This is a genomic window from Clostridioides sp. LIBA-7602 (assembly GCF_056688945.1).
In genome coordinates, this window is record NZ_CP196991.1 from 2173818 (window position 1) to 2193804 (window position 19987).

The window sequence follows — 19987 nt, forward strand, 5'->3', positions numbered from 1 at the left end:
CTATTTTTTAAACTTTTCTTTTTGACTTTTTTTGATTATTTCATCAAGTTCACTAGATGTATATTTAATATATGTTTCCGTAAAGTTAGCAAATTTGGTTTTAGTAACTTTACCAGCATCATTACTAATAAAGTTCCTATTATCCTTATATATCTTTTCTAAAAAATTGAATACCTCACCTTTCTTATTTATAAAGATATATATAGCTTTTAATAATCTATCTTCATCCCAATTTACTACTTTCTTTTTCATATTCTCACTTAGTTTTAAGTGTGTATTTTCTTCAATTATTTCTTTATTTTTATTTACTACAGCACTTGTCTGTGTAGTATAGTTACAAGGTATAGTAGAAGGATATAGTAGATGGGTTTTTCGTTCCGGATTTATATCCGTTTGGGTCGGATTTATATCCGTTTGGGTCGGATTTATATCCGAGCAGTCGGATATATTTCCGACATGTGGATAACTTTTAGTGTTACTAATTAGCTCTATATATCTATATCCTAATTTATAGTAACTCCATGTTCCTCCTTGTTTTAAAGTAGCATGTTCAAGTATATCTAATTTGTCCAACTTCTTAAGTATTCTATATATTGTGTCTTGCTTCTCTGTATAAAGTATTGGCAGTTCTTCTATCACTCCTGAGTAGTCAATCCAATAGTAGTCAATTCCTTCAATCACCTTTCTTGACATTCTTCCACTTCCTAAAAAATCTACAAACCATCTTAATATAAGCAAATCTCTTATATTAAGACCTAATTCTACTGCTTTTTTCTGACTAAACCCTAATATTGTATATTTCAAGGTATCCACCCTCTTATCTAACTAATTCCATCTCTTCTGTTATATAAATTAAGCAATCAAAACATACTTCTATAAAGCTCTTTCTCCCAATCATTATATTTACATCTTTATCATACTCACAAGACCTTAATACTGGCATTGTTACAAGTTCTAATTCACTATTAACTCTATTTTTACACCTATCACATTCATAAACTAAATAACTAGCCATTTTACACCTCTCTTTTTTCTACATTTTCATAAGCTTTACAAATCATGTCATATTCTTCTCTATTTAAATCCTTTATTTCTTTACCTAACTGCTTAAAAACCTTTTCTTTCAACTTTTCCTTACTGACACCAGCATTATAAGCTATTGCATATAATCTACTTAATTGTTTAGTAGATAAAACTTTAATCTCATTACTTCTATTTTCTTCATCAAATTTATTTAAATTAGTATTATTTTTAAACTGCTCTTTCCCACTTATTGCATCAAAACTATCATTTTCAGTTATATTAAGTAACTGAATATACAAATATCTAGTTTGATAGGTTTCTATACCTCCTAGTGCTTGTAATTCATTAGAGCCTTTAAGTTGTAAGTCTCGCATTGGAGAAGTGAATGTAATCTGCTCTAATGGGTTTTCTCCATTTATCAATGTTAATGTTGCATACTCATTTGTAAAAGTCACTATAGGACATAATTTAGCTTCTTCCAATAAATCTGTTGCTTGAGGTAGAAAGTCTGCTAACTCAAAATACTTGAAGTTAGCAAACTTATTTTGACCACTCTTTTTAATATCTAGTTTATTAAACCTGACTCTCACATCCATTAATTTAATATATATATTTTTGTTATCCATCAATCTCCCTCCATATATTTTATGTTTTGTTCTAAGATTTTCATAAAACCATCTATGTAATCACCATAAAGTTTTTTTAACTTATTATCTTCTAAATGTTGCTTAAACTCTTCTAAAGTCCACTCTTTTTTATGTTTATCTATACAAGATTCTAATGCTGATACTTGTCCAAATTTTAAATCTAAATCTACTTCATCAACTGTTGTAAAATTTAATAAAAATAATTGTTCTTCTAATACTTGAATTATCTCTTCTCTACTTTTCAAAATAGTCCCCTCTATGTTATAATTATATTGATATTATGATGTTTTTTTGAATTGAGCCTTTGCAGAGGCTCTTTTCTTATATCTGTACATTTAAAGGTCTCTCCCTTTCTAAATATTCTTGATACATCATAATTTCCCTAAAATCATCAGATGCTTCTAATTCAATATCATATTCAAGCATTTTAAGTATATTTTCACTGGCTATTTTTACACCTTCCCACCAATTTAATATATTAATATTACTAGTCTCATTGTTATCTTTTAACCTTTCAATTTCTATATTAGCTCTTTTGATTTGACTTATTGCAAATATTTTAGCTGTATTCACTTACACTCACTCCTTTTATTTAATGTAAAAATCTAATATTATAATCGCCTTGTTGAATATCTTCTATCGTTAATAATTGATATTGTATGCATCCTCTATATTTATCAAAATAAGCTAAATTTAATTCATCACTAGTAGCTACTATTACAATACAATCTCCTTCAAAATTAATTTTTCTTGAGCTTATTTTTATTGCCTTACCTACTTTGAATTTACTTAAATCAAATTTTAATACTAATCCTTCCATACTAATTTTCCTCCTTGATTAATGGCCAAACATTTCTTTTCTAATTCTATATATTTCATCAAAATCTATTGGTGTAACCATATATGATATATCTATTGGTGGAATATTTTGAAATGCTCTTTCTGCTTCTTCTATTGTATAAATTCCACATTCATTCAGTGCTTTCCATGTCCTTTTTAATTGTGCCTGAAATTCTTCTTCTGTTTTGTAATTCATCATAATTTATCACCTCCCATTAAATGTTTTTTCTAGCCCATAAATCAGTTTCTTGTGCTAATTTTGAAATTTGCTTTAATGTGTCTAATACATATTTTTTAAAATCATCTTTTTCATATTCTTCTACTGAACCTTTTTCAGATATATCAAGTAATATTTCAGTCATTTTTTCAAAATCATTTCTAGTTGCTAAAATCTCAATGGTTAACCTATCCAAACTTTTAAGTTCTAAGTTTTGTGCATATGTAATTCCTATTGAACATTGATTCTTACAGTAATAATTAATTAGTTCTGGTGCATTATATACACTTGAAATTTGTAATACTTCATCAGCTCTAGGTGTGATATTTCCTAATTCAATTCTTGCTAATTTTGTACAATCCATTGATAAATACTGTGATGTCCCTTCTCTACTTCTCATATCTTTATTTCTTTCTGCACATTCTAATCTAGCTTTGTAGTAAATACTGTTTAACGCTTTTGTTGCTATCTTTGCCATATATTTTCCTCCTTTTAAGATAAACTTAGATTATTTGTAATCTATTTTAAAAAACTAATTTAATTTTATTATCTGATTTTAGTTTGTTTATAAAGTAAACTTGTCCTTTACCAGTAATTTTTACCGTCCTAGTTACTTTAGTGCTTCCATCAGGGTTATTTATCACCCTTTTTTTAACTTCCATTATTCCTAAATTCATACTTTTTTGAGTTGGTATATTATAGTCCTCACCTTTACGCTTAATTAAATATCCATTATCTCTAAGCCAATCAAAGAGCCTATTTTGACCTGTATCTACACCATTTTGTTTTAATATTTTTGCTAGTTCACCAACTAATATTGAATTTTCAGAACCTAGTACTGCATCAGCAAATAGTACTTTTGGTTGTTGTAATTGAATCATTTTATCTTTTTCCTCTATTTCTATACTTTTCTTTTCTATTGTCTTTTGAGCTACTTGTAATGCTCTTGCCATTATTTCATCATCTGACATGTCTTCTGTTGTATGTATATATCCTCCAGTTTTACGAATTTCTTTTATTATCTTTTTAACTTCTTTTTTAAATTGTTTAGCAATTAATTTTCTACTTTGCATCAAAACCTCATACAATCCATCTTCTGTTAAAAATAATTTATTTCCACCACTATTACTATTTGTAATAGTCACTTTTTCTTCTTCATCTATACTCATTAGCATTTTAGAAGTATTATAGTATCCTTCGCTTGTCTTACTGTAATCTATCCATTCAGCTACATCCCTAGCTAAAAATAGTGGATTTTCTAAAGTTCCATAAACTCTAAATTCTTTACCTAATAATTCTTGTTCTTTAATTATTTGTAAATTATTCATACTTACCAACCTCCTCACTCTCAATTTCTTTTATATAATTCCAAAGTATGTGTAATATTAAAGAATTCTTGGACATTCCTTTTTCTTCTGCTATTAGTATTAATTTTGTATTTAAATCATATGGAATTCTTAAGCCAGTTCTTACTCTATTTCCTAACATATTTCCCTCCTGTTTTGTTATCTATGTGTTGCCTATCTTTAATACAAAGTATAATACCTTTTCATTATGTTGTCTATATGTTGCCTATATATTTTTTATATTTATTTTTATGATATAATTGTTGCCAAATAGACTACATAAAGGAGTTGATATTATGGCTAAAATGGGTACATATAAAAATCCTCATTTTGCAATTAGAATACCAAAGGAAAAACTTGATAAACTTAAATATATAGCTGAATACAACGCTCGTTCGGCTAACAAAGAAATAGAGTTTCTTGTTACTAAACATATCGAAATATTTGAAAAAGAACATGGTTCTATATGTTTGGACTCTGAATAAATTCTTGTAATATACTTAATAGAATACTATTAAAACTTCTTCCTTTTTTACTTGCCTGCTTTTCTAACTTTTCTTTAAGTTCTTTAGGTAGGCGTATTGTTGTTTGTTCTCTTTGCACCTAATCACCTCTTTTATATTCTATATTTAGATTTCAAAGTACTAATTTAGTAAAATCATTTCATATCTTCGCCTTCTTTAATTGTACTTTTAGTACATTCAGTTTTCAAAAAAATTTCCTCTATTGAGGTATTAAAGTAGCTAGATATTTTTACTGCTGTACTTAAAGATGGTATTCTTTCATTTTTCTCTAAGAAAGCTATATACCTACTTGTAAGACCTAATTTAGATGCTAACTCATTTCTACTTAAATTTCTTTTTATCCTAAGAGTTTTTAAATTATTCAATTTATCACCTTCTTTTATTTTATCTTATGTACTAATAGTACAGTACTATTAGTACATTGTCAATGGATTTTTCAAAAAAAATAGTATATAATTGATAATTAAGAACTAATAGTTCAATAAATTTAAAAAGGTGGCTAAATAATATGATTGGAAATAGAATAAAAGAATTGAGAATTGAAAAAGATGTTACTCAAAAAGAACTTTCAACTTTTTTAGGGCTAACACCTAAAATGATTTCTTTCTATGAAAAAGAAGAACGCTTTCCACCTCATGATATAATTTTGAAACTATCAGAATTTTTTAATGTATCTACAGATTATCTTCTTGGAAAATCAAATGAAAAAGAAATAAATGAATTTATTGAAAAATTAGATTCCCCAGAAGATATAAAAAACATGTTGAAAATCTTTACTGAATTGAGTGAAGAAGCACAAAATAGAATGTTAAATATAGCAAAAGTGTTTTTGAAAGAAGAAAAATCAAAAAAATAATATTTACTTATATAAATTTAGAGAGATGTTTTAAAATAAACTAATTATTTTTAAACATCTCTTTTTATTTAAAAATATTAAATACAATTACCTTTTAATTATAATTCATAGTTTATTTATTCATCTTTTTCATAAATAGAGAGCAATATTTCAAAATATTCTGTTATTTTTTCTGAATTAAGCTTATCTAATTCAATTAATATTTCATTTAATTCTAATACCTTTATTTCTAAATCCCCCATTTAAAGTATCCCCCTCTATCATGTATTAAAAATTCTAGCCACTCTTTATTTTCACACTCTATTCACATAGAATTTTCTTAATTACATTTTAGCACATATTTTTACTCAAAAATGTCGCTATCACCGTCATTTACTTTACAATTCTACAAATGTCAACATGTATAAATTAAAGTAAAGGGAGGTTTTAGTATGTTAAAAGAATTAAGAAAAAAAAGAAGATTAACACAAAAAGATTTGTCTGAAAAAGCAAATTTAAGTAGAACTTACATTTCAGAGCTAGAAAGGGGGCTATATAAGAATATAAATATAGATGTAATTATTGATTTGTCACTTGCATTAGAAATAGATTGTCTCATTCTATGTGAGTACTTTATTGAAGAAAACTTGAAAAGAAGGAAAATATAATAGTAAATATCTTGATAGCATAATAATAGAACAATTACAAACTACTCTATTTTTATGTTATTGAATTAATGTGAAGGTTATATAATAAATCAAAAATAACTTGTTTTACATATAAAAGTAGACTTTTCCATAAAATATATTGATAAATAGGTTACTTTGTGTATATTATTAACTATATATGTATATTTATGATATGGGGGGTTACTATGGATTTTTCAGATAAAATAAATCAATTTAGTAAGAGGATAGAAACATTAAAGAATAACTTAACCACAGAGGAAGCAACAAAAACAGCATTAATAATGCCATTATTTCAAATTTTAGAATATGATATTTTTAATCCATTAGAGTTTATGCCTGAATTTATAGCAGATGTAGGTGTTAAAAAAGGTGAAAAAGTTGATTATGCAATATTAAAAGATGGTAAACCATTAATTCTAATAGAAGCAAAATGTGCAAGTGATAAATTAAAAAAACATGATGCTCAGCTATTTAGATATTTTACAGCAACAGAAGCAAAATTTGCAATACTTACTAATGGAATAATTTATAAATTCTTCACTGATTTGGAAGAAAAAAATAAAATGGATGAAAAACCATTTTTGGTATTAAATTTATTAAATATGGATGACAATAAAATATCTCATCTAAAAAAATTCACTAAAAATTCTTTTGATATAGATACAATCTTTAATATCGCATCAGAATTAAAATACACTAGTTTAATAAAATCACAATTAAATATGCAATTAGAAAATCCATCTGATGAATTTGTTAGATTCATAATAAATGATTTTTATAATGGAATTAAAACTCAAAATGTAGTTGAAAAATTTAGACCTATTGTAAAAAGGTCATTATCTCAATTTGTTAATGATTTTATGAATGAAAAATTAAAGCTCCTGTTAGAGAATGATAATGAAGATTATGAAAAAAAGAAAGTGAAAGATAATAAAAAGAAAGAAAAAAATAAAATAGATAATGATCTAACAAAAAAACAAGATGGAAATAATCTTCTTAAACCCGAAATCGGACCTAAAAATAATATATTATTAACAGAGGATGAATTAAAGGCAATAGATATAGTTCAAAATATTTTAATAGAAAAAGTTTCTAAAGATGAAATAACATCTAAAAAAATAAGTAATGAGCTTAATATATTATATAAAAATGATATAAAAAATTGGATATGCAAAATAACTCTTAACCATTCTAATAAAACTATCTGCCTTCCTAATGGGGAAAATGATTATTTAGAATATAAAATGGATGATGTTGTAGATATAAAAGAATTAAAGGATGATTTGATTTTTGTTATAGAGAAATATAAAGAAGAGTAGCTTAAAACTACTCTTTTTATAAGAAAGATAAGTATATAGAACGTTTTATTCTTCAAAATATCTTTTCGAGAATATATCATTCTATATACTCCAATTCAATTTTACAAATATTATGCAAAGGCACTCTCTCTTAAAGATATTAAATCATCTCCATTTATTAATTCTATGTTATTTACTGATGCTAATTCTATCGCAGATTTTGTATAATAATTATTAGTTATTACCATACCTAAATCAGCCTTATAAAATTTAATTGCTCCTATAACTTCTTGTACTGCTTTATTTCCCACACTGCTTGAGTAAAATTTAGCCTGCACTACTTTTTTTATTCCATTTTTTGATATAATTAAATCTGCACCTTGATCTCCAGAAGCTTTAGTTGTGATAACCTCATATCCTAATTGACAAAATAAATCTTTTAAATATAATTCAAAATCTGCTCCTGTTACTATATTATCAAATATATTCCTATCACTATTCATATCTTGATCCAAACTAAAGCTATTATTTAAATAACGTTTTCTGTCAATTTCCAACCTTCTTTGACTTTTATAGTTTTCTACATCATTCATCAAAGTTGTTTGCTTCGATAATATATCAATTAAATCCTCAGTTTGTATATTTTTTCTAAACATATGTATTATAATACAATATAAATATATAAAATTTTCATTGTTAATAAGTGAATCATCTATATCAGCAATCTTTTTAATTATATTATATACATCATTATATTCCATATTATCTTTATTAATTATATCTATTTCATTAATTATATTACTTAAGGTATCTTCTATTTCAATCTCATTAAACAATATCTCCTTACTGATTAATCCAGCAAGTATGTTAAAATAAACCTCATCTAAAGCTATATCAAATGTATCAAAGTAAAATTCCTTATACATAGGATACAATTTTTCATTAACAAGATTATATTCTTTTAACTCTATGTATAGATTCCTTGTTATTGTATATAATTCTTTATTATTTACAAAACTATCTTTATATCTTAATAGTATCAATAATTTATTAAAAGCTTTTGCATATGAAAACATGAACCATGATATCAATAAAGTTTTAAAATCTAAATTACTTAAATCATCCCACGAATCTGTTATTTGAGTAAAAAGCATATTGAATACTTCTGTACCTCCATAAAGAGATTCATTTAATATATAATTATCTATTTTGTTATCTATTGTTATATTTCCTACTTCTACACTTAATTCATCACTTATATCACAAACATGTGTTGTATATATTTTTTCCACTAGTAATTGTGATTTTTCCAAAGTAAGTATCTCATCAAATTCTTCAATTGAATTTACATCAGTCATAATTTTATATACTTCTATAATAGTTTTATAAAATATAGATCTATCAATGTCTCCATATATTTTCTCCATTAATTCGCAACAAAAATTATGCATTGTGCAAATATTAATTGCTGAAAAAGTAATGGATATGTAATTTCTATCAATTTCTTCTCTAAATTTATTTTGTAAAATTAATTCTTCATTTTTTAATCTTTCCTCTTCTTTTGTTCTTTCTTGTTCTAATCTTAGCTTTTCTTCGTTTCTTATGCTTTCTTCTTCTATTCTTAGCTTTTCTTCATTTTTTATCCTTTCTTCTTCTTCTCTATATGCTTTTTCTATCTCTTTTTCTATTCTTTCTTCATTTTTTAATCTTTCCTCTTCTTTTAATTTTTCTTGTTCTTTTAATCTAATTTCTTCTAATTTTTTATTTCTTTCAATCTTTTCTTTTTCTTCTTGTTGTTCTTCCTTCTTTCTCTTAATAAACTTAAACATACTACTCTCCATTCCTTTTAATTTCCTGTGATAATAATTCTAAATTATATACATAATCTTTTAAATTCTACATAAAATTATAAATTCCTTTATTGAACTTTTAAAATCTCCTTTTATCATGTTAATTTTGCTATTTTAAACAAATCTCAACTCTTATAAACTCTACTTAGAGAGGTGATAATATGAAATCTGCACTATATGTAAGAGTAAGTACACACTATCAAGTAGACAAAGATTCCCTACCATTCCAACGCCAAGAGCTTATAAACTACTCCAAATATGTACTCGGAATAGACGACTATGAAATATTTGAGGATGCAGGATACAGTGGCAAAAACACAGATAGACCTGCTTTCAAAGATATGATGAATAGAGTAAGAAATAAAGAATTTACTCATATACTAGTTTGGAAAATAGATAGAATATCAAGAAACTTACTTGATTTTTGCGATACCTATGAAGAAATAAAAAAACTAAATGTAATATTTATCAGTAAAAATGAACAATTTGACACTAGTTCAGCTATGGGTGAAGCAATGTTAAAAATAATACTTGTATTCGCTGAACTTGAAAGACAACTTACTGCAGAAAGAGTATACTCAATTATGCTTTCACGAGCTGAAAAAGGATTGTGGAATGGTGCTAATTGTCCTATTGGTTATACTTATGATGAGGAAAGTAAGTTCCCTCAAATCGACACTCAAGAATCCATAATAGTAAAAATGATATATGATAAATACGAAGAATTAAAATCAACTTCAAAAGTTTCATCTTATTTAAACAATAATAATATAAAAACAAAAAGAAATGGAATATGGACAAGTAAAACAATTTGCGACATTATAAGAAATCCATTTTATAAAGGAACTTATCGTTATAATTATAGAGAAAGTGCACGAGGAAAAATAAAAGATGAAAAAGAATGGATTATAATAGATAATAATCATAGTAAAATAATATCTACTGAACAATGGAAAAACTGTAATGACATAATGAATACAAATGGTTCAAAAGTTTCAGCATCCTTTAGAAAAAATGTTATAAATACCCATATATTTGGTTCATTTCTAGTATGTGGATGTTGTGGTAATAGATTTGTATCAAATCTTGATAGACCTAGAAAAAATGGCTATAAACCTTCATCATATAGGTGCTCAAGTAAATTTAAGGATGTATATTGTAATTCTAAAATTATTACAGATATAACTCTAGGTCCATTTATTTTCAACTATATACTAAATCTTATAAAAGTACACATTTATGGAGTTAAAAATATAAAAGAACTTGAAAAAAGACTCCTTCAAGGTAATACATTTAAAAACATAGTTGGAATAAAACAAGATGAGCTTGAAAACATGTACATTTGTATATATGTTTCAAAGAATCAAAAGATTAGGCAGCTAAATAGAAATAATATTAAAAAGAAAAACAGTAATATGAAAGATACTACTATTAAACTTCTATTATCAGAAAAAGAAAAGTTTGAAAATGCTCTTAATAAACTTGAAGATTTATTTTTATTCTCTAAAGATATGTCAAAAAAACAGTATCTTTTAAAAAAAGTTTCACTTAAAGAAAATTTATCTGCAATTAATAATAAATTGGAGATTGAATCTAAAAAAGCAGATAATAACTCTTTACCTAATGATATGTCCTTCTTAAAAACTGCAAGTAATTTTTTACTTTCATTTAATTTATTGAATGAAAAAACTGTTGACTATAAAAGATTAGTTATGAATATGGATAAACAAATTTTAAAAGATTTTATTGAATCTATGATAGATAATATAACAATAAAAAATGGCATAATACATAGCATAAAATTTAAAAATAATCTTACAAATACATTTATATATAAATAATAAAAATAAGCTATTCATGAATCATTGAATAGCTTATTTTATATGTTAATAGTAGTGAGCATATAACCATGTTAACTTACACTAAAGGACATCCAAAGGTTTGAGTAAACACGAGTTTTCTCTTTCCAGTTCTGTTGAAGTATTCTTCATTTTGTCTGTGTATTTGTTCTATATATTTATCTTGTTCTTGTATTTTCTCTATAGGTATTGTTACTTGTTTTCTTTTGCTCACGTCTATTCCTCCTAGTTAATTTCTTATATTACACATAACCTTAATTATATCAAATAAGAAAAATCTTTTAAAGATATTATTATTTTTCTATGTATGTTTTAATGATAAATTTAATAATTTAAATATAGTGTATTTCTAAAAAATAAAAATAGATATTCTTTATCATAACAATAAAAAAGATGTTTTAAATTTTAATTTAAAACACCTTTCTTATATTAAAATACACAATTTATTATTGAAGATAATAAATTCTATTCATTCTCAATTAAATAACAATTATTTAGTATTAAATATTGACCTTCCTCAACTGTTATATATCTATTCCCAGAGAAAGCATCATTAGTAACTATTCCATCCAAATCACCTAAGCTATTATCTCTAACTTCATAATATGCATCAGAAGAATTTGAAACTACAGTATATTCTCCAGCAGGAATTTCTAGTCCAATTTTATACATGCCATTTCCAAACTTACCATTCTTAGCTTTTTGAACCTTAGCATACTTTGCTAATATCATTGTTGAATCTTCAATTTTAATATACTGTCCATTCTCTAAAGTTATGTATCTAGTTCCACTAAAAATATCATTTGAAAGTATACTATCAGCATTTCCTGTACTATCACCTGTAACTTCATAATAAGAAGCATAACTTCCTGAATTTGAAGTTATTAAATATTCACCTGCTGATATGTCTTTCCCAACCTTATACATGCCAGCCTTTATGGTCTTTGTAGTTGGCTTAGCATCATCTTTTACGATGCCAGTATTAGTATCTCCAATTCCATTTGTTACATTTAGACACTGCTGAATTATAGTTGAATTTATGTATCCTATAGAAGTTATCTTTTTAGCATTCTTTAAGACGCTTTTATTACTGCCATTATCAACTAATACCATTGGACTATTTTTTGATAAAGAAGAGCCTACAAGAGCATTTGTTAATTCATATGCTCCAGCTACATAAAATTCTTTAGCATCCTTGTAAAATTTATTTATTATTGCTTTATTAGTTTCAAATCGAGTACTTCCTCCCAATCTAGTAGATTTAGTATTATTTACTAAAGTAGTACTCATTGAAGATGTTCCACCTATTGCATAAGATTTCAAACCAGTAGTTGAAAAAGGTATGCTTCTTCCATTAGTAAGAATTATTGGTGCCTTATCTCTTGTTGCTACAGAGGCAATACTTATAGCATCAGCTTCTCCTTTATATGCATTTGTCAACATAACAGTATCAACTTTTTTTATTGAGTTTATTTCTTTTGCAACATTATAACTTGTTTTTATTCTGTCACTTCCTTGAATTCTTACAACTTTTAGATTTTTAGATTTTAATGAATTTTCGACAGTTGTACTAACAGAGTATGTTCCTCCAATTATATAAACTTTTGATACATTTTTTAATCTTGTAGATGTTTCAGTTGGTATAGTATTTTTTTCAGTTAATAGTATAGGTGCATTTAAAGCTCCTGCTAATCCACTTGCACTTAAACCATCTGCGATAGAATTATTAGTATTAATTAGTATAGCAGTCTTATATGCATTTTCATCTGCTACATTACCTGCAATTTCATACTTATTTTTTCCTTGTATCTTTTCTACAGATGATATTGCATTTACTAGTTGAATATTTGCAAATGCAAAAGAAATACTCAAAGTCAATGTTAACATTCTTTTATAGAATTTCATAATAGAATTATCCCCCTCATAATAAATTTTTAATATGTGAATACATTCTCTTAATTAGGTTATGTACTTAACAAACTTATATAAAATCATAAACTATAGTAGATTGTATTACTAATAATTACAAATGCAATTATTCATTTAAATATAATTGTATTTACATTTATATTAAAAATCAACTAGATTTATATAAATACTTATAATTATATTTTTATTCTTAATATTTTTTTTATTATGTTATTTTAATAGATTTATTTTTCTTTTTTAAGTATATAGATACATTTCTCAAAATATTCTATTTCTATTATAGTTACACGTATTTAATTCAGCTAGAGTCTCATTTAAAATTAGAACCTTAAATTCTACATTAAAACTATATTTCATATATATTGTTTTAAAAACTTTAACTAAACTTTATTTTATACCATGAATTATGTATTTTTTCTTAATCAAATTTAAGCAAGTTTTTCACAAAAAATATGTTTTTTGCTATATTTTTTAGAACTATATAAATGTAAATATATACAAATTTAATTAAGTGGAGATTTTAGTATACTCTAAGAGCTGACAAATCAGAGAAGATTAATGCACAAATTTATCTTGAAAAAGTAAATTTAAATAAATTTTATATTTAATAGCTATAAATGAGATACATATAAGAATATTGACATAGGTATGATAATTTATCCATTAAGTTGAAGTTATATTACTATTATATAAATATTTTATTAAAAGCAAAAATATTTAATGCTAAATCTTTAAAAAAAATAAGAATAGAGTAGTTATAATCTACCCTGTTCTTATTTTTTTAATTATTATAATAGTTATAAAGTAAAGTATTATTTCATATTTAAGCTTGATAACTAACTCTTCTTATTGATAGACTAACAATCTTGAATAAAAATATTCCTGCAACTAAATTTATTAAAACAGCTGGTAATACTACTGCTAAAAATAAAGCTGTGAATGAAGCACCTGGAAGACCAACTATAGCTTGAGCTGCTAATAAAAAAATTGTTCCACTTACAAGTGTTCCTACTGGCATTATTATTGCAACTACTATAATATCTTGTGTCTTCTTAGCTAACTTTTTTATAAAAGGCATTTTATAACTAATGTTCATTAATAAAAATACTATATTTGCTGTAAGAGTTTTATCTATTACATTAGGAATTTGACCTCCTGGGAAACTTGATGTAAGTGCTGTAAATATTCCAGTTACTATACCTGCTATTAAACAAGTTTTATAATCATCTCTATTTAAAACCAATATTACAAATAACATTGCTAGTGGTATATCTGGTTTCATTGGTAATCCTATAGCTGGTGTAATTTGATGTATCAATAATCCCATCGCTAAAAGTATTGCATTTAAAGTTAGTTTTTTTGTATTTGTTTTCATTTTTGTAGTTCCTCCTATTTTTTTTATTTTCAATTTATTTTTTTGCCAATTTACTATATCATCATCTTTAGCTTTGGAAATTCATAACATCTTTTTCACCACCTTCTATATTTTAAGTTTTCAGTAAAATAAAAAACTCCGTCCTAATCTAATAGGACGGAGATTATCCGCGTTGCCACCTAAATTATATAAAAATTAATATAAAATCAAATTTTTATATATCTCATTATCAGGTACTTACATACCTTATTCGCTGTAACGTGCGACTGACGATAAAGTCTACTCTCAAAACTATGATTTCAATTTACTCCTCTAAGGGCCATTCATCAAATTTTTTCTTGCTAAGATTCCACCATCCTCAGCTCTCTATACTGAACCTAAATTCAACTACTCTTCCTTGTCATAGGATTTAATTTACTTTATTAAATTTTGTCGTTGAAATAATAATATTATTTTTTCTAAAAAATGTCAATATATTTTTATAAATTTAAAAATATATTTTGTAATCTATTTTTTCTAAAACATAGTAAATTAAGTTATGTATTTCTTTTTAAATCCAAAATTCTATAAACAATTCCTTTAATAGTCTGTTTTTTTTGCTCGAATTCTTCCTCTGTTAATTCAGTTAATGAATCTTGATGTAATATTGAAAATGATGAATAGAGAACAGCATTTGCAAGTTCTAAGTCTGTTTCAATCGCAGAACTCCCAATCTCACCTTTATCACGCATAGAGTTTATATATTTTGCTATATGAGGAACTAAACTCTTTAAAGTTAATTGATTAAGTGCAATTTGCATACTCCAATGAAATTTACCTGATTTGAATATTTTATATTTTGAAATACTTTTTTGTAATAACTCGAATACTGCATCAATTTTTAGGTTATTTGCTACACAATCATCATATAAAATATCAGAAAAGCTTTGTTCATATTGTGCTAAAAACAACTTTATTACTTCATTAAATATTTCATCCTTTGATTTAAAATAGTGATAAAACATGCCAACTTCTCCACCAACACTATCTAAAATCATTCTTATAGAGGTGTTCTCATATCCATACTCTAAAAACAACTTAAGTGCATTATCAATAAGTTCATCTCGTTTACCACCATTTAATATTCGTTTTCGTGCCATTTTTGTATCTCCTTTTAAACAGCATATTATTCCGTTCAAATTATATCATGCTATTAAATAAACATCAATAATTAACAAAACGTTGTTCTTTAAATTACCATCTAATTAATAATAAAATCACATAAAACAACTATATAATTTTCATTGTTGTATTTAATAAAATTTCTTCTTCTTTCTTTTAATAAATATTAATATAACTAAAACTATAACAACAAACATAACTATTATTGACAGTACCAATTTTGATAAAATATTATATCTCCTTATACCTCGACTTTTGTGTCTATTTAGAATTCCATGTCCATAAGTTTTAGTTCTTGTAGTCCTTTTTTTTAATTTCACTCTACTTTTACTAGATTTACTACGTTTGTGTCTACTTTTAGATTTAATAGTTTTAAACCTAGTATTATTAGATTGATAACTCTCTTGTGTTGAAGAAATGTATACACTAGAATCAGTAATAACTTCTGCCTCAACTTGTAATGGATTTATAATGCTGATTATAAGTAAAAAAGATATAATTACTCCAATCAACTTTTTCTTTTTTTTCATATTTTCCCCCTCATAAAAACTTATATCTAGTTTATTATAGTATATATTAAAGTAAAAATTACAAAATTTTTCAAATTTCTTATATGTTTTCTTATCTTTAATATATTTTTATTCTGTAAAGTTTCTCTTTTGTTAAAATTCTTTAAATTAATAGTAAATTATGATACTTAGTACACAAAATACAAATTAAATCTACTTTCAACTAAATTTTCCATTTATAATTAAGATAGCTTAATTAATTTATTCTGTTTAGTATTAAATGATGATTTTTACAAAAGAAAAAGAATCCTATGATTAGGATTCTTTTTCTGAGATTTATTAGTGTATTTAAAGCTTACTAGTATCCAATTATGATAAACTTAAATATTCTTCTATATACTGGTTATATACATATCCAGAATATCTTTTTCCACTTTTATCAATATTCACTCTTGCCCATTTCCCAACACTATAACATACTTCAACTTTAAAACCATCAGGAATTGTAGTTATAATTCTAGAGTCTAATGTTCTGTCATTTCTAAGTTCTAAACTTAGACCATTTGTTCTTATATTTCCTACATAATTCTTTTTTCTATCTTTTACCATGTTGTTACTATTGTTTTTAACATTGTTTAATTTTTCTAAATATTTATAAAGTAACCATCCTTTGTCATAATTACTTTCAACTTCTGCCCATATTCCATCAACACATTTTAGCTTGACAATTTTACCTTCTGGTATACTTTTCAACTTCATACTATTTATGTCTGGTCTTTCTCTTAAATTTAATTTAATTTTAGTCTTAAAATTGATGCTAGATTCGCCAAAATTTTTTAACATTAATTCAGATATCATCTTAAGCCCTCCTCTTGCCAAATATTAAGTTATTAAAAATATATACTTTCAACAAATACTTTTAACAAAAAGAATCATTATCTTTTTGGCAACTGGCTGACATGACCTTTATTACATAAAGATTTTAGTCCCTATAGCTTTGCGTCATTAGATTTATCTAATATTGCCTATATCTGAATAATAACATAATTTGAACAATTTAAAAATAATATTACCTCAAATTTTATATTAATTAAATATAAATTAAATTTTTAATTAATAATAAGCAAAAAATACCTTTATATTTATTAATTTAATTATTATTCTTCATAATTCATCTAAAAAATAGTAATTTATCTATGATACTATTACTTTTAACAAATCTTTTTTAATAAATATTAATACATAAAAATAATCAATAATTTTTTATATACTTAATTAATATTAAAAATTATTGATTAGTAAAAAACTAAAAATAAAATATATTAATTATATTCTTTTTTAAAATTCTTACTAATTTCTTTAGGGTATATTTTGTATAAACACTTTATCATAAGAAGTTTATATTTTACTTTTTTAATAACTTGACAAAATAGTAATATTATTATATTATGATTATAGACCGACGGTCAGTTTAATTTTTATATATCTATGACTAATATAAAATAAATCTAAAATATTCAATACAAAATTTTTAAGAAATGAGGATTATTTATGCTTAAGAGAATATTATTAAAAGATTTAACTCGAAACAAAGTGATAACAATTACTCTATTTATTTTTATTTTGCTTGCATCAATGCTGGTATCTAGTGCAACGAGCATCATTATAGAACTAACTCATTCCATGACTTCTTTGTTTCAAAAATCCCATGCGCCTCATTATGTTCAAATGTATTCTGGCAAATTAAATCAAGAAGAAATTGACAAGTTTTCAGCTAAAACTCCATATGTAAAAAAGCAACAAACTACTGAACTTTTAAATATAAATGGAGCTAATATTTTTTTAGGAAATAAAGGAGAAAATCAGGCTAATAGTGTACTAGAAAATAGCTTTACAAAACAAAATGATAAATTTGACTTTCTATTAGATATGGAGAATCAAATAATGCAAATACAAGATGGGGAAATAGGAGTTCCTGTATACTATATGAAACAATGCAATTTAAAAATTGGAGATACAATAAAAATTATTAAGGGTAGTTTCTTTATGGAATTTACAATAAAAGATTTTATACGTGATGCACAGATGAACCCTTCTCTTGTTACTTCAAAGCGTTTTTTAATCAGTGATAATGATTGGGGCACTTTAAAAGTTACTATAGGGGAAAGCGAATATCTAATTGAATTTCTATTAAATGATATAAATAAAATTAGTGAGTTTGAAACACTATATCAATCAACTAAGCTCCCACAAACAGGTACATCAATAACTTATTCCACTTATAAACTACTAAATGCTTTGTCTGACGGAATTGTAATTGCTATTGTCATCTTAATTAGCATTCTTCTTATTACAATTTCTATTTTATGCTTACGATTTACTTTAATTACAACGATTGAAGAAGACTACAGAGAAATTGGTGTTATGAAAGCCATTGGTATTCAAAATAGTAACATCCAAAAACTATATTTGATAAAATACGTATTAATTTCATCTTTTGCAAGTTTTCTTGGCTATATATTGTCGTTATTCATAGGAGTTTTTTTTACAAAAAATATTTATATTTATATGGGAACAGTAGATAAAGATATCTTTAGTATTCTTATTCCATTTATAAGTTCAGTTCTTGTATTTGTAGCTATTGTATTCTTTTGTAAACTTATACTTAAAAGATTCAAAAAAATATCAGCAGTTAATGCATTAAGAAATAATCATTCTACAAACTCTGTAATACATGGATATAGCTTACAGCTATACAAAACCAAAATGACAAATGCCAATATATTTCTAGGGTTAAATGAAGTAGTAAGAAAATTTACTGTCTATGGATTGCTTTGTTTTGTCTACATGATTTGTATTTTCCTCATGATTGTACCACTTAATTTTCTAAATACTATTCAATCACCTGAATTTATTACTTATATGGGCGCTGGTAAGAGTGATATTCGTATTGATTTATCACAGACAAATCAAACCCAACATCTTTTTAATTCTATATTACAAAAAATTAACGATGACAATGATGTTGAAAAATATGAATCCTTTACAACAAGTTCATATAAAATAAAAAATAAAAATGGCAAAGTAGAAAATATGAAAATAGAAAATGGAAACTTTAAAACTTTCCCACTTACATATGTAAAAGGTTCTGCACCAACAAAAGAAAATGAAATTGCACTATCTGTTATAAATGCAAATGAACTAGAAAAAAGTATTGGAGATAATTTATCTATTTTCTCAAAAGGTAAAGAGTTAACTCTTACTGTTAGTGGCATATATCAAGACATTACACATGGTGGTAAGACTGCAAAAGCTATGTTACCATCTAACAAAGATAATGTTTTATGGCATGTCATAAATTTAAATTTAAAACCTGGAGTCAATGTAGCAGATAAATTAGAACAATACAGTATTGGTTATTACCCTGCTAAAGTTACAGATATAAATAATTATATAAGTCAGACATTAAGCTCTATTATCAACCAGTTAAGACTTGTTATAAAATTAGCTGTTGTCATATCTATTGTAATTTCTTCACTAATTACAGCAATGTTTTTTAAGATGCTCATTGCCAAAGATACACCACAAACAGCAACTATGCTTAGTTTAGGATTTTCTACTAAAGATATACGTATTCAATATATTACTAGAGCTTTATTAGTACTTATAATCGGAGTTATTTTAGGAATTATTATGGCAAATACACTTGGACAAAAAATATCTGGTTTACTACTTTCTGGTATCTCAAATCTTCAATTTATAGTAAATCCATTAATTGTATATATACTTTGTCCATCAGCTTTAATTCTCACAGTATTAATTACTATTATAGTAATTAATAGAGCAATCAATAAAATAAAAATTATGTCTATTATAGAGTAAGGG

General features: G+C 25.0%; 25 protein-coding genes, 1 pseudogene, 1 riboswitch and 1 other annotated feature. Of the genes and pseudogenes, 6 read left to right on the forward strand and 20 right to left on the reverse strand.

The window, feature by feature from the left end; all coding sequences use genetic code 11:
• From ACTG45_RS10435 to ACTG45_RS10480, 10 genes are all read right to left on the reverse strand, one after another.
• Entirely contained in the window at positions 1-804 is an 804-nt protein-coding gene (locus tag ACTG45_RS10435; protein WP_479918928.1) for a hypothetical protein, read from the reverse strand.
• 13 nt (positions 805-817) lie between these two features.
• Positions 818-1015, reverse strand: a complete 198-nt coding sequence (locus tag ACTG45_RS10440) for a hypothetical protein (protein WP_021386653.1) — start codon at positions 1013-1015, stop codon at positions 818-820.
• A 1-nt stretch (position 1016) separates the two neighbouring features.
• Entirely contained in the window at positions 1017-1649 is a 633-nt protein-coding gene (locus tag ACTG45_RS10445; RefSeq protein WP_479918929.1) for an ERF family protein, read from the reverse strand.
• Positions 1649-1915 carry a hypothetical protein gene (locus ACTG45_RS10450; RefSeq protein WP_243193336.1) on the reverse strand — a complete coding sequence of 89 codons (267 nt, stop codon included), beginning with the start codon at positions 1913-1915 and terminating at the stop codon, positions 1649-1651. Before ACTG45_RS10450 ends, ACTG45_RS10445 begins: the two co-directional genes overlap by 1 nt.
• A 76-nt stretch (positions 1916-1991) precedes the next feature.
• Positions 1992-2243, reverse strand: a complete 252-nt coding sequence (locus tag ACTG45_RS10455; RefSeq protein ID WP_021386650.1) for a hypothetical protein — start codon at positions 2241-2243, stop codon at positions 1992-1994.
• Positions 2244-2262: 19 nt separating this feature from the next.
• Positions 2263-2490, reverse strand: coding sequence for a hypothetical protein (locus ACTG45_RS10460; RefSeq protein ID WP_021386649.1), 228 nt, complete (start codon positions 2488-2490; stop codon positions 2263-2265).
• A gap of 18 nt (positions 2491-2508) precedes the next feature.
• On the reverse strand, positions 2509-2709 hold the full coding sequence (locus ACTG45_RS10465) for a hypothetical protein (RefSeq protein ID WP_479918930.1): 201 nt from the start codon (positions 2707-2709) through the stop codon (positions 2509-2511).
• Between the two features lie 16 nt (positions 2710-2725).
• Positions 2726-3205 (reverse strand): hypothetical protein, encoded by a 480-nt coding sequence (locus tag ACTG45_RS10470; protein WP_479918931.1) that lies wholly within the window; start codon positions 3203-3205, stop codon positions 2726-2728.
• Positions 3206-3251: 46 nt separating this feature from the next.
• Complete coding sequence (locus ACTG45_RS10475) at positions 3252-4055, reverse strand: phage antirepressor (protein WP_479918932.1); 804 nt, start codon at positions 4053-4055, stop codon at positions 3252-3254.
• Entirely contained in the window at positions 4048-4215 is a 168-nt protein-coding gene (locus ACTG45_RS10480) for a hypothetical protein (RefSeq protein WP_223152983.1), read from the reverse strand. The genes ACTG45_RS10475 and ACTG45_RS10480 overlap by 8 nt, the downstream gene beginning before the upstream one ends.
• Positions 4216-4369: 154 nt before the next feature.
• On the opposite strand from ACTG45_RS10480, the gene ACTG45_RS10485 reads away from it, so the two are divergent.
• Positions 4370-4558: an Arc family DNA-binding protein gene (locus tag ACTG45_RS10485; RefSeq protein WP_102815652.1), complete on the forward strand. Its 189-nt coding sequence runs from the start codon at positions 4370-4372 to the stop codon at positions 4556-4558.
• On the opposite strand, the gene ACTG45_RS10490 is transcribed toward ACTG45_RS10485, so the two are convergent.
• Together ACTG45_RS10490 and ACTG45_RS10495 are read right to left on the reverse strand one after the other, a co-directional pair.
• Positions 4536-4676 (reverse strand): Arc family DNA-binding protein, encoded by a 141-nt coding sequence (locus ACTG45_RS10490; protein ID WP_479918933.1) that lies wholly within the window; start codon positions 4674-4676, stop codon positions 4536-4538. The genes ACTG45_RS10485 and ACTG45_RS10490 overlap by 23 nt on opposite strands.
• 55 nt (positions 4677-4731) lie before the next feature.
• Entirely contained in the window at positions 4732-4962 is a 231-nt protein-coding gene (locus tag ACTG45_RS10495) for a helix-turn-helix transcriptional regulator (protein ID WP_479918934.1), read from the reverse strand.
• A 143-nt stretch (positions 4963-5105) separates the two neighbouring features.
• On the opposite strand from ACTG45_RS10495, the gene ACTG45_RS10500 reads away from it, so the two are divergent.
• Positions 5106-5453, forward strand: a complete 348-nt coding sequence (locus ACTG45_RS10500) for a helix-turn-helix domain-containing protein (RefSeq protein ID WP_479918935.1) — start codon at positions 5106-5108, stop codon at positions 5451-5453.
• A gap of 116 nt (positions 5454-5569) precedes the next feature.
• Here ACTG45_RS10500 and ACTG45_RS10505 read toward each other — a convergent pair whose 3' ends face one another.
• Positions 5570-5695 carry a hypothetical protein gene (locus ACTG45_RS10505; protein ID WP_021386640.1) on the reverse strand — a complete coding sequence of 42 codons (126 nt, stop codon included), beginning with the start codon at positions 5693-5695 and terminating at the stop codon, positions 5570-5572.
• Positions 5696-5884: 189 nt separating this feature from the next.
• Here ACTG45_RS10505 and ACTG45_RS10510 point away from each other — a divergent pair, with 189 nt between their 5' ends.
• Both ACTG45_RS10510 and ACTG45_RS10515 read left to right on the forward strand, forming a co-directional pair.
• Positions 5885-6100 (forward strand): helix-turn-helix domain-containing protein, encoded by a 216-nt coding sequence (locus ACTG45_RS10510; RefSeq protein ID WP_021386639.1) that lies wholly within the window; start codon positions 5885-5887, stop codon positions 6098-6100.
• Between the two features lie 206 nt (positions 6101-6306).
• Positions 6307-7440, forward strand: a complete 1134-nt coding sequence (locus tag ACTG45_RS10515) for a type I restriction endonuclease (protein WP_479918936.1) — start codon at positions 6307-6309, stop codon at positions 7438-7440.
• 110 nt (positions 7441-7550) lie between these two features.
• On the opposite strand, the gene ACTG45_RS10520 is transcribed toward ACTG45_RS10515, so the two are convergent.
• Positions 7551-9248, reverse strand: a complete 1698-nt coding sequence (locus ACTG45_RS10520; RefSeq protein WP_479918937.1) for a restriction endonuclease — start codon at positions 9246-9248, stop codon at positions 7551-7553.
• Between the two features lie 182 nt (positions 9249-9430).
• Between ACTG45_RS10520 and ACTG45_RS10525 the strand changes: the two genes are divergently transcribed.
• Positions 9431-11110 carry a recombinase family protein gene (locus ACTG45_RS10525; RefSeq protein ID WP_479918938.1) on the forward strand — a complete coding sequence of 560 codons (1680 nt, stop codon included), beginning with the start codon at positions 9431-9433 and terminating at the stop codon, positions 11108-11110.
• Positions 11111-11192: 82 nt separating this feature from the next.
• Here ACTG45_RS10525 and ACTG45_RS10530 read toward each other — a convergent pair.
• The 6 genes and pseudogenes from ACTG45_RS10530 to ACTG45_RS10555 all read right to left on the reverse strand — a co-directional run.
• Positions 11193-11342 (reverse strand): annotated as a pseudogene (locus ACTG45_RS10530) (tRNA (N6-isopentenyl adenosine(37)-C2)-methylthiotransferase MiaB); the annotation flags it as partial.
• 251 nt (positions 11343-11593) lie between these two features.
• On the reverse strand, positions 11594-13033 hold the full coding sequence (locus ACTG45_RS10535) for a cell wall-binding repeat-containing protein (RefSeq protein WP_479918939.1): 1440 nt from the start codon (positions 13031-13033) through the stop codon (positions 11594-11596).
• Positions 13034-13880: 847 nt separating this feature from the next.
• Entirely contained in the window at positions 13881-14432 is a 552-nt protein-coding gene (locus ACTG45_RS10540) for a tryptophan transporter (RefSeq protein WP_479916810.1), read from the reverse strand.
• A gap of 149 nt (positions 14433-14581) precedes the next feature.
• Positions 14582-14845: a binding site (T-box leader), on the reverse strand.
• Between the two features lie 123 nt (positions 14846-14968).
• The gene (locus ACTG45_RS10545) at positions 14969-15571 is read right to left on the reverse strand and encodes a TetR/AcrR family transcriptional regulator (protein ID WP_021384783.1); all 603 of its coding nucleotides are present in this window, start codon (positions 15569-15571) and stop codon (positions 14969-14971) included.
• A gap of 153 nt (positions 15572-15724) precedes the next feature.
• Positions 15725-16123 carry a hypothetical protein gene (locus ACTG45_RS10550; RefSeq protein WP_021384779.1) on the reverse strand — a complete coding sequence of 133 codons (399 nt, stop codon included), beginning with the start codon at positions 16121-16123 and terminating at the stop codon, positions 15725-15727.
• A gap of 348 nt (positions 16124-16471) precedes the next feature.
• Positions 16472-16960: an SH3 domain-containing protein gene (locus tag ACTG45_RS10555; protein WP_479918940.1), complete on the reverse strand. Its 489-nt coding sequence runs from the start codon at positions 16958-16960 to the stop codon at positions 16472-16474.
• Positions 16961-17044: 84 nt separating this feature from the next.
• Positions 17045-17138: riboswitch (cyclic di-GMP riboswitch) on the reverse strand.
• Positions 17139-17653: 515 nt separating this feature from the next.
• On the opposite strand from ACTG45_RS10555, the gene ACTG45_RS10560 reads away from it, so the two are divergent.
• The gene (locus ACTG45_RS10560) at positions 17654-19984 is read left to right on the forward strand and encodes an FtsX-like permease family protein (protein WP_479918941.1); all 2331 of its coding nucleotides are present in this window, start codon (positions 17654-17656) and stop codon (positions 19982-19984) included.
• The last annotated feature ends 3 nt before the right edge of the window (positions 19985-19987 follow it).

Excerpts from the sequence above, each read along its gene's own strand:
- ACTG45_RS10480 (WP_223152983.1), bottom strand. The coding sequence starts at position 4,215 with ATGTTAGGAAATAGAGTAAGAACTGGCTTAAGAATTCCATATGATTTA.
- ACTG45_RS10485 (WP_102815652.1), top strand. The coding sequence starts at position 4,370 with ATGGCTAAAATGGGTACATATAAAAATCCTCATTTTGCAATTAGAATA.
- ACTG45_RS10505 (WP_021386640.1), bottom strand. The coding sequence starts at position 5,695 with ATGGGGGATTTAGAAATAAAGGTATTAGAATTAAATGAAATATTAATT.
- ACTG45_RS10440 (WP_021386653.1), bottom strand. The coding sequence starts at position 1,015 with ATGGCTAGTTATTTAGTTTATGAATGTGATAGGTGTAAAAATAGAGTT.
- ACTG45_RS10550 (WP_021384779.1), bottom strand. The coding sequence starts at position 16,123 with ATGAAAAAAAAGAAAAAGTTGATTGGAGTAATTATATCTTTTTTACTT.
- ACTG45_RS10560 (WP_479918941.1), top strand. The coding sequence starts at position 17,654 with ATGCTTAAGAGAATATTATTAAAAGATTTAACTCGAAACAAAGTGATA.
- ACTG45_RS10520 (WP_479918937.1), bottom strand. The coding sequence starts at position 9,248 with ATGTTTAAGTTTATTAAGAGAAAGAAGGAAGAACAACAAGAAGAAAAA.
- ACTG45_RS10500 (WP_479918935.1), top strand. The coding sequence starts at position 5,106 with ATGATTGGAAATAGAATAAAAGAATTGAGAATTGAAAAAGATGTTACT.
- ACTG45_RS10475 (WP_479918932.1), bottom strand. The coding sequence starts at position 4,055 with ATGAATAATTTACAAATAATTAAAGAACAAGAATTATTAGGTAAAGAA.
- ACTG45_RS10460 (WP_021386649.1), bottom strand. The coding sequence starts at position 2,490 with ATGGAAGGATTAGTATTAAAATTTGATTTAAGTAAATTCAAAGTAGGT.
- ACTG45_RS10540 (WP_479916810.1), bottom strand. The coding sequence starts at position 14,432 with ATGAAAACAAATACAAAAAAACTAACTTTAAATGCAATACTTTTAGCG.
- ACTG45_RS10515 (WP_479918936.1), top strand. The coding sequence starts at position 6,307 with ATGGATTTTTCAGATAAAATAAATCAATTTAGTAAGAGGATAGAAACA.
- ACTG45_RS10470 (WP_479918931.1), bottom strand. The coding sequence starts at position 3,205 with ATGGCAAAGATAGCAACAAAAGCGTTAAACAGTATTTACTACAAAGCT.
- ACTG45_RS10555 (WP_479918940.1), bottom strand. The coding sequence starts at position 16,960 with ATGATATCTGAATTAATGTTAAAAAATTTTGGCGAATCTAGCATCAAT.
- ACTG45_RS10545 (WP_021384783.1), bottom strand. The coding sequence starts at position 15,571 with ATGGCACGAAAACGAATATTAAATGGTGGTAAACGAGATGAACTTATT.
- ACTG45_RS10510 (WP_021386639.1), top strand. The coding sequence starts at position 5,885 with ATGTTAAAAGAATTAAGAAAAAAAAGAAGATTAACACAAAAAGATTTG.
- ACTG45_RS10535 (WP_479918939.1), bottom strand. The coding sequence starts at position 13,033 with ATGAAATTCTATAAAAGAATGTTAACATTGACTTTGAGTATTTCTTTT.
- ACTG45_RS10525 (WP_479918938.1), top strand. The coding sequence starts at position 9,431 with ATGAAATCTGCACTATATGTAAGAGTAAGTACACACTATCAAGTAGAC.
- ACTG45_RS10445 (WP_479918929.1), bottom strand. The coding sequence starts at position 1,649 with ATGGATAACAAAAATATATATATTAAATTAATGGATGTGAGAGTCAGG.
- ACTG45_RS10465 (WP_479918930.1), bottom strand. The coding sequence starts at position 2,709 with ATGATGAATTACAAAACAGAAGAAGAATTTCAGGCACAATTAAAAAGG.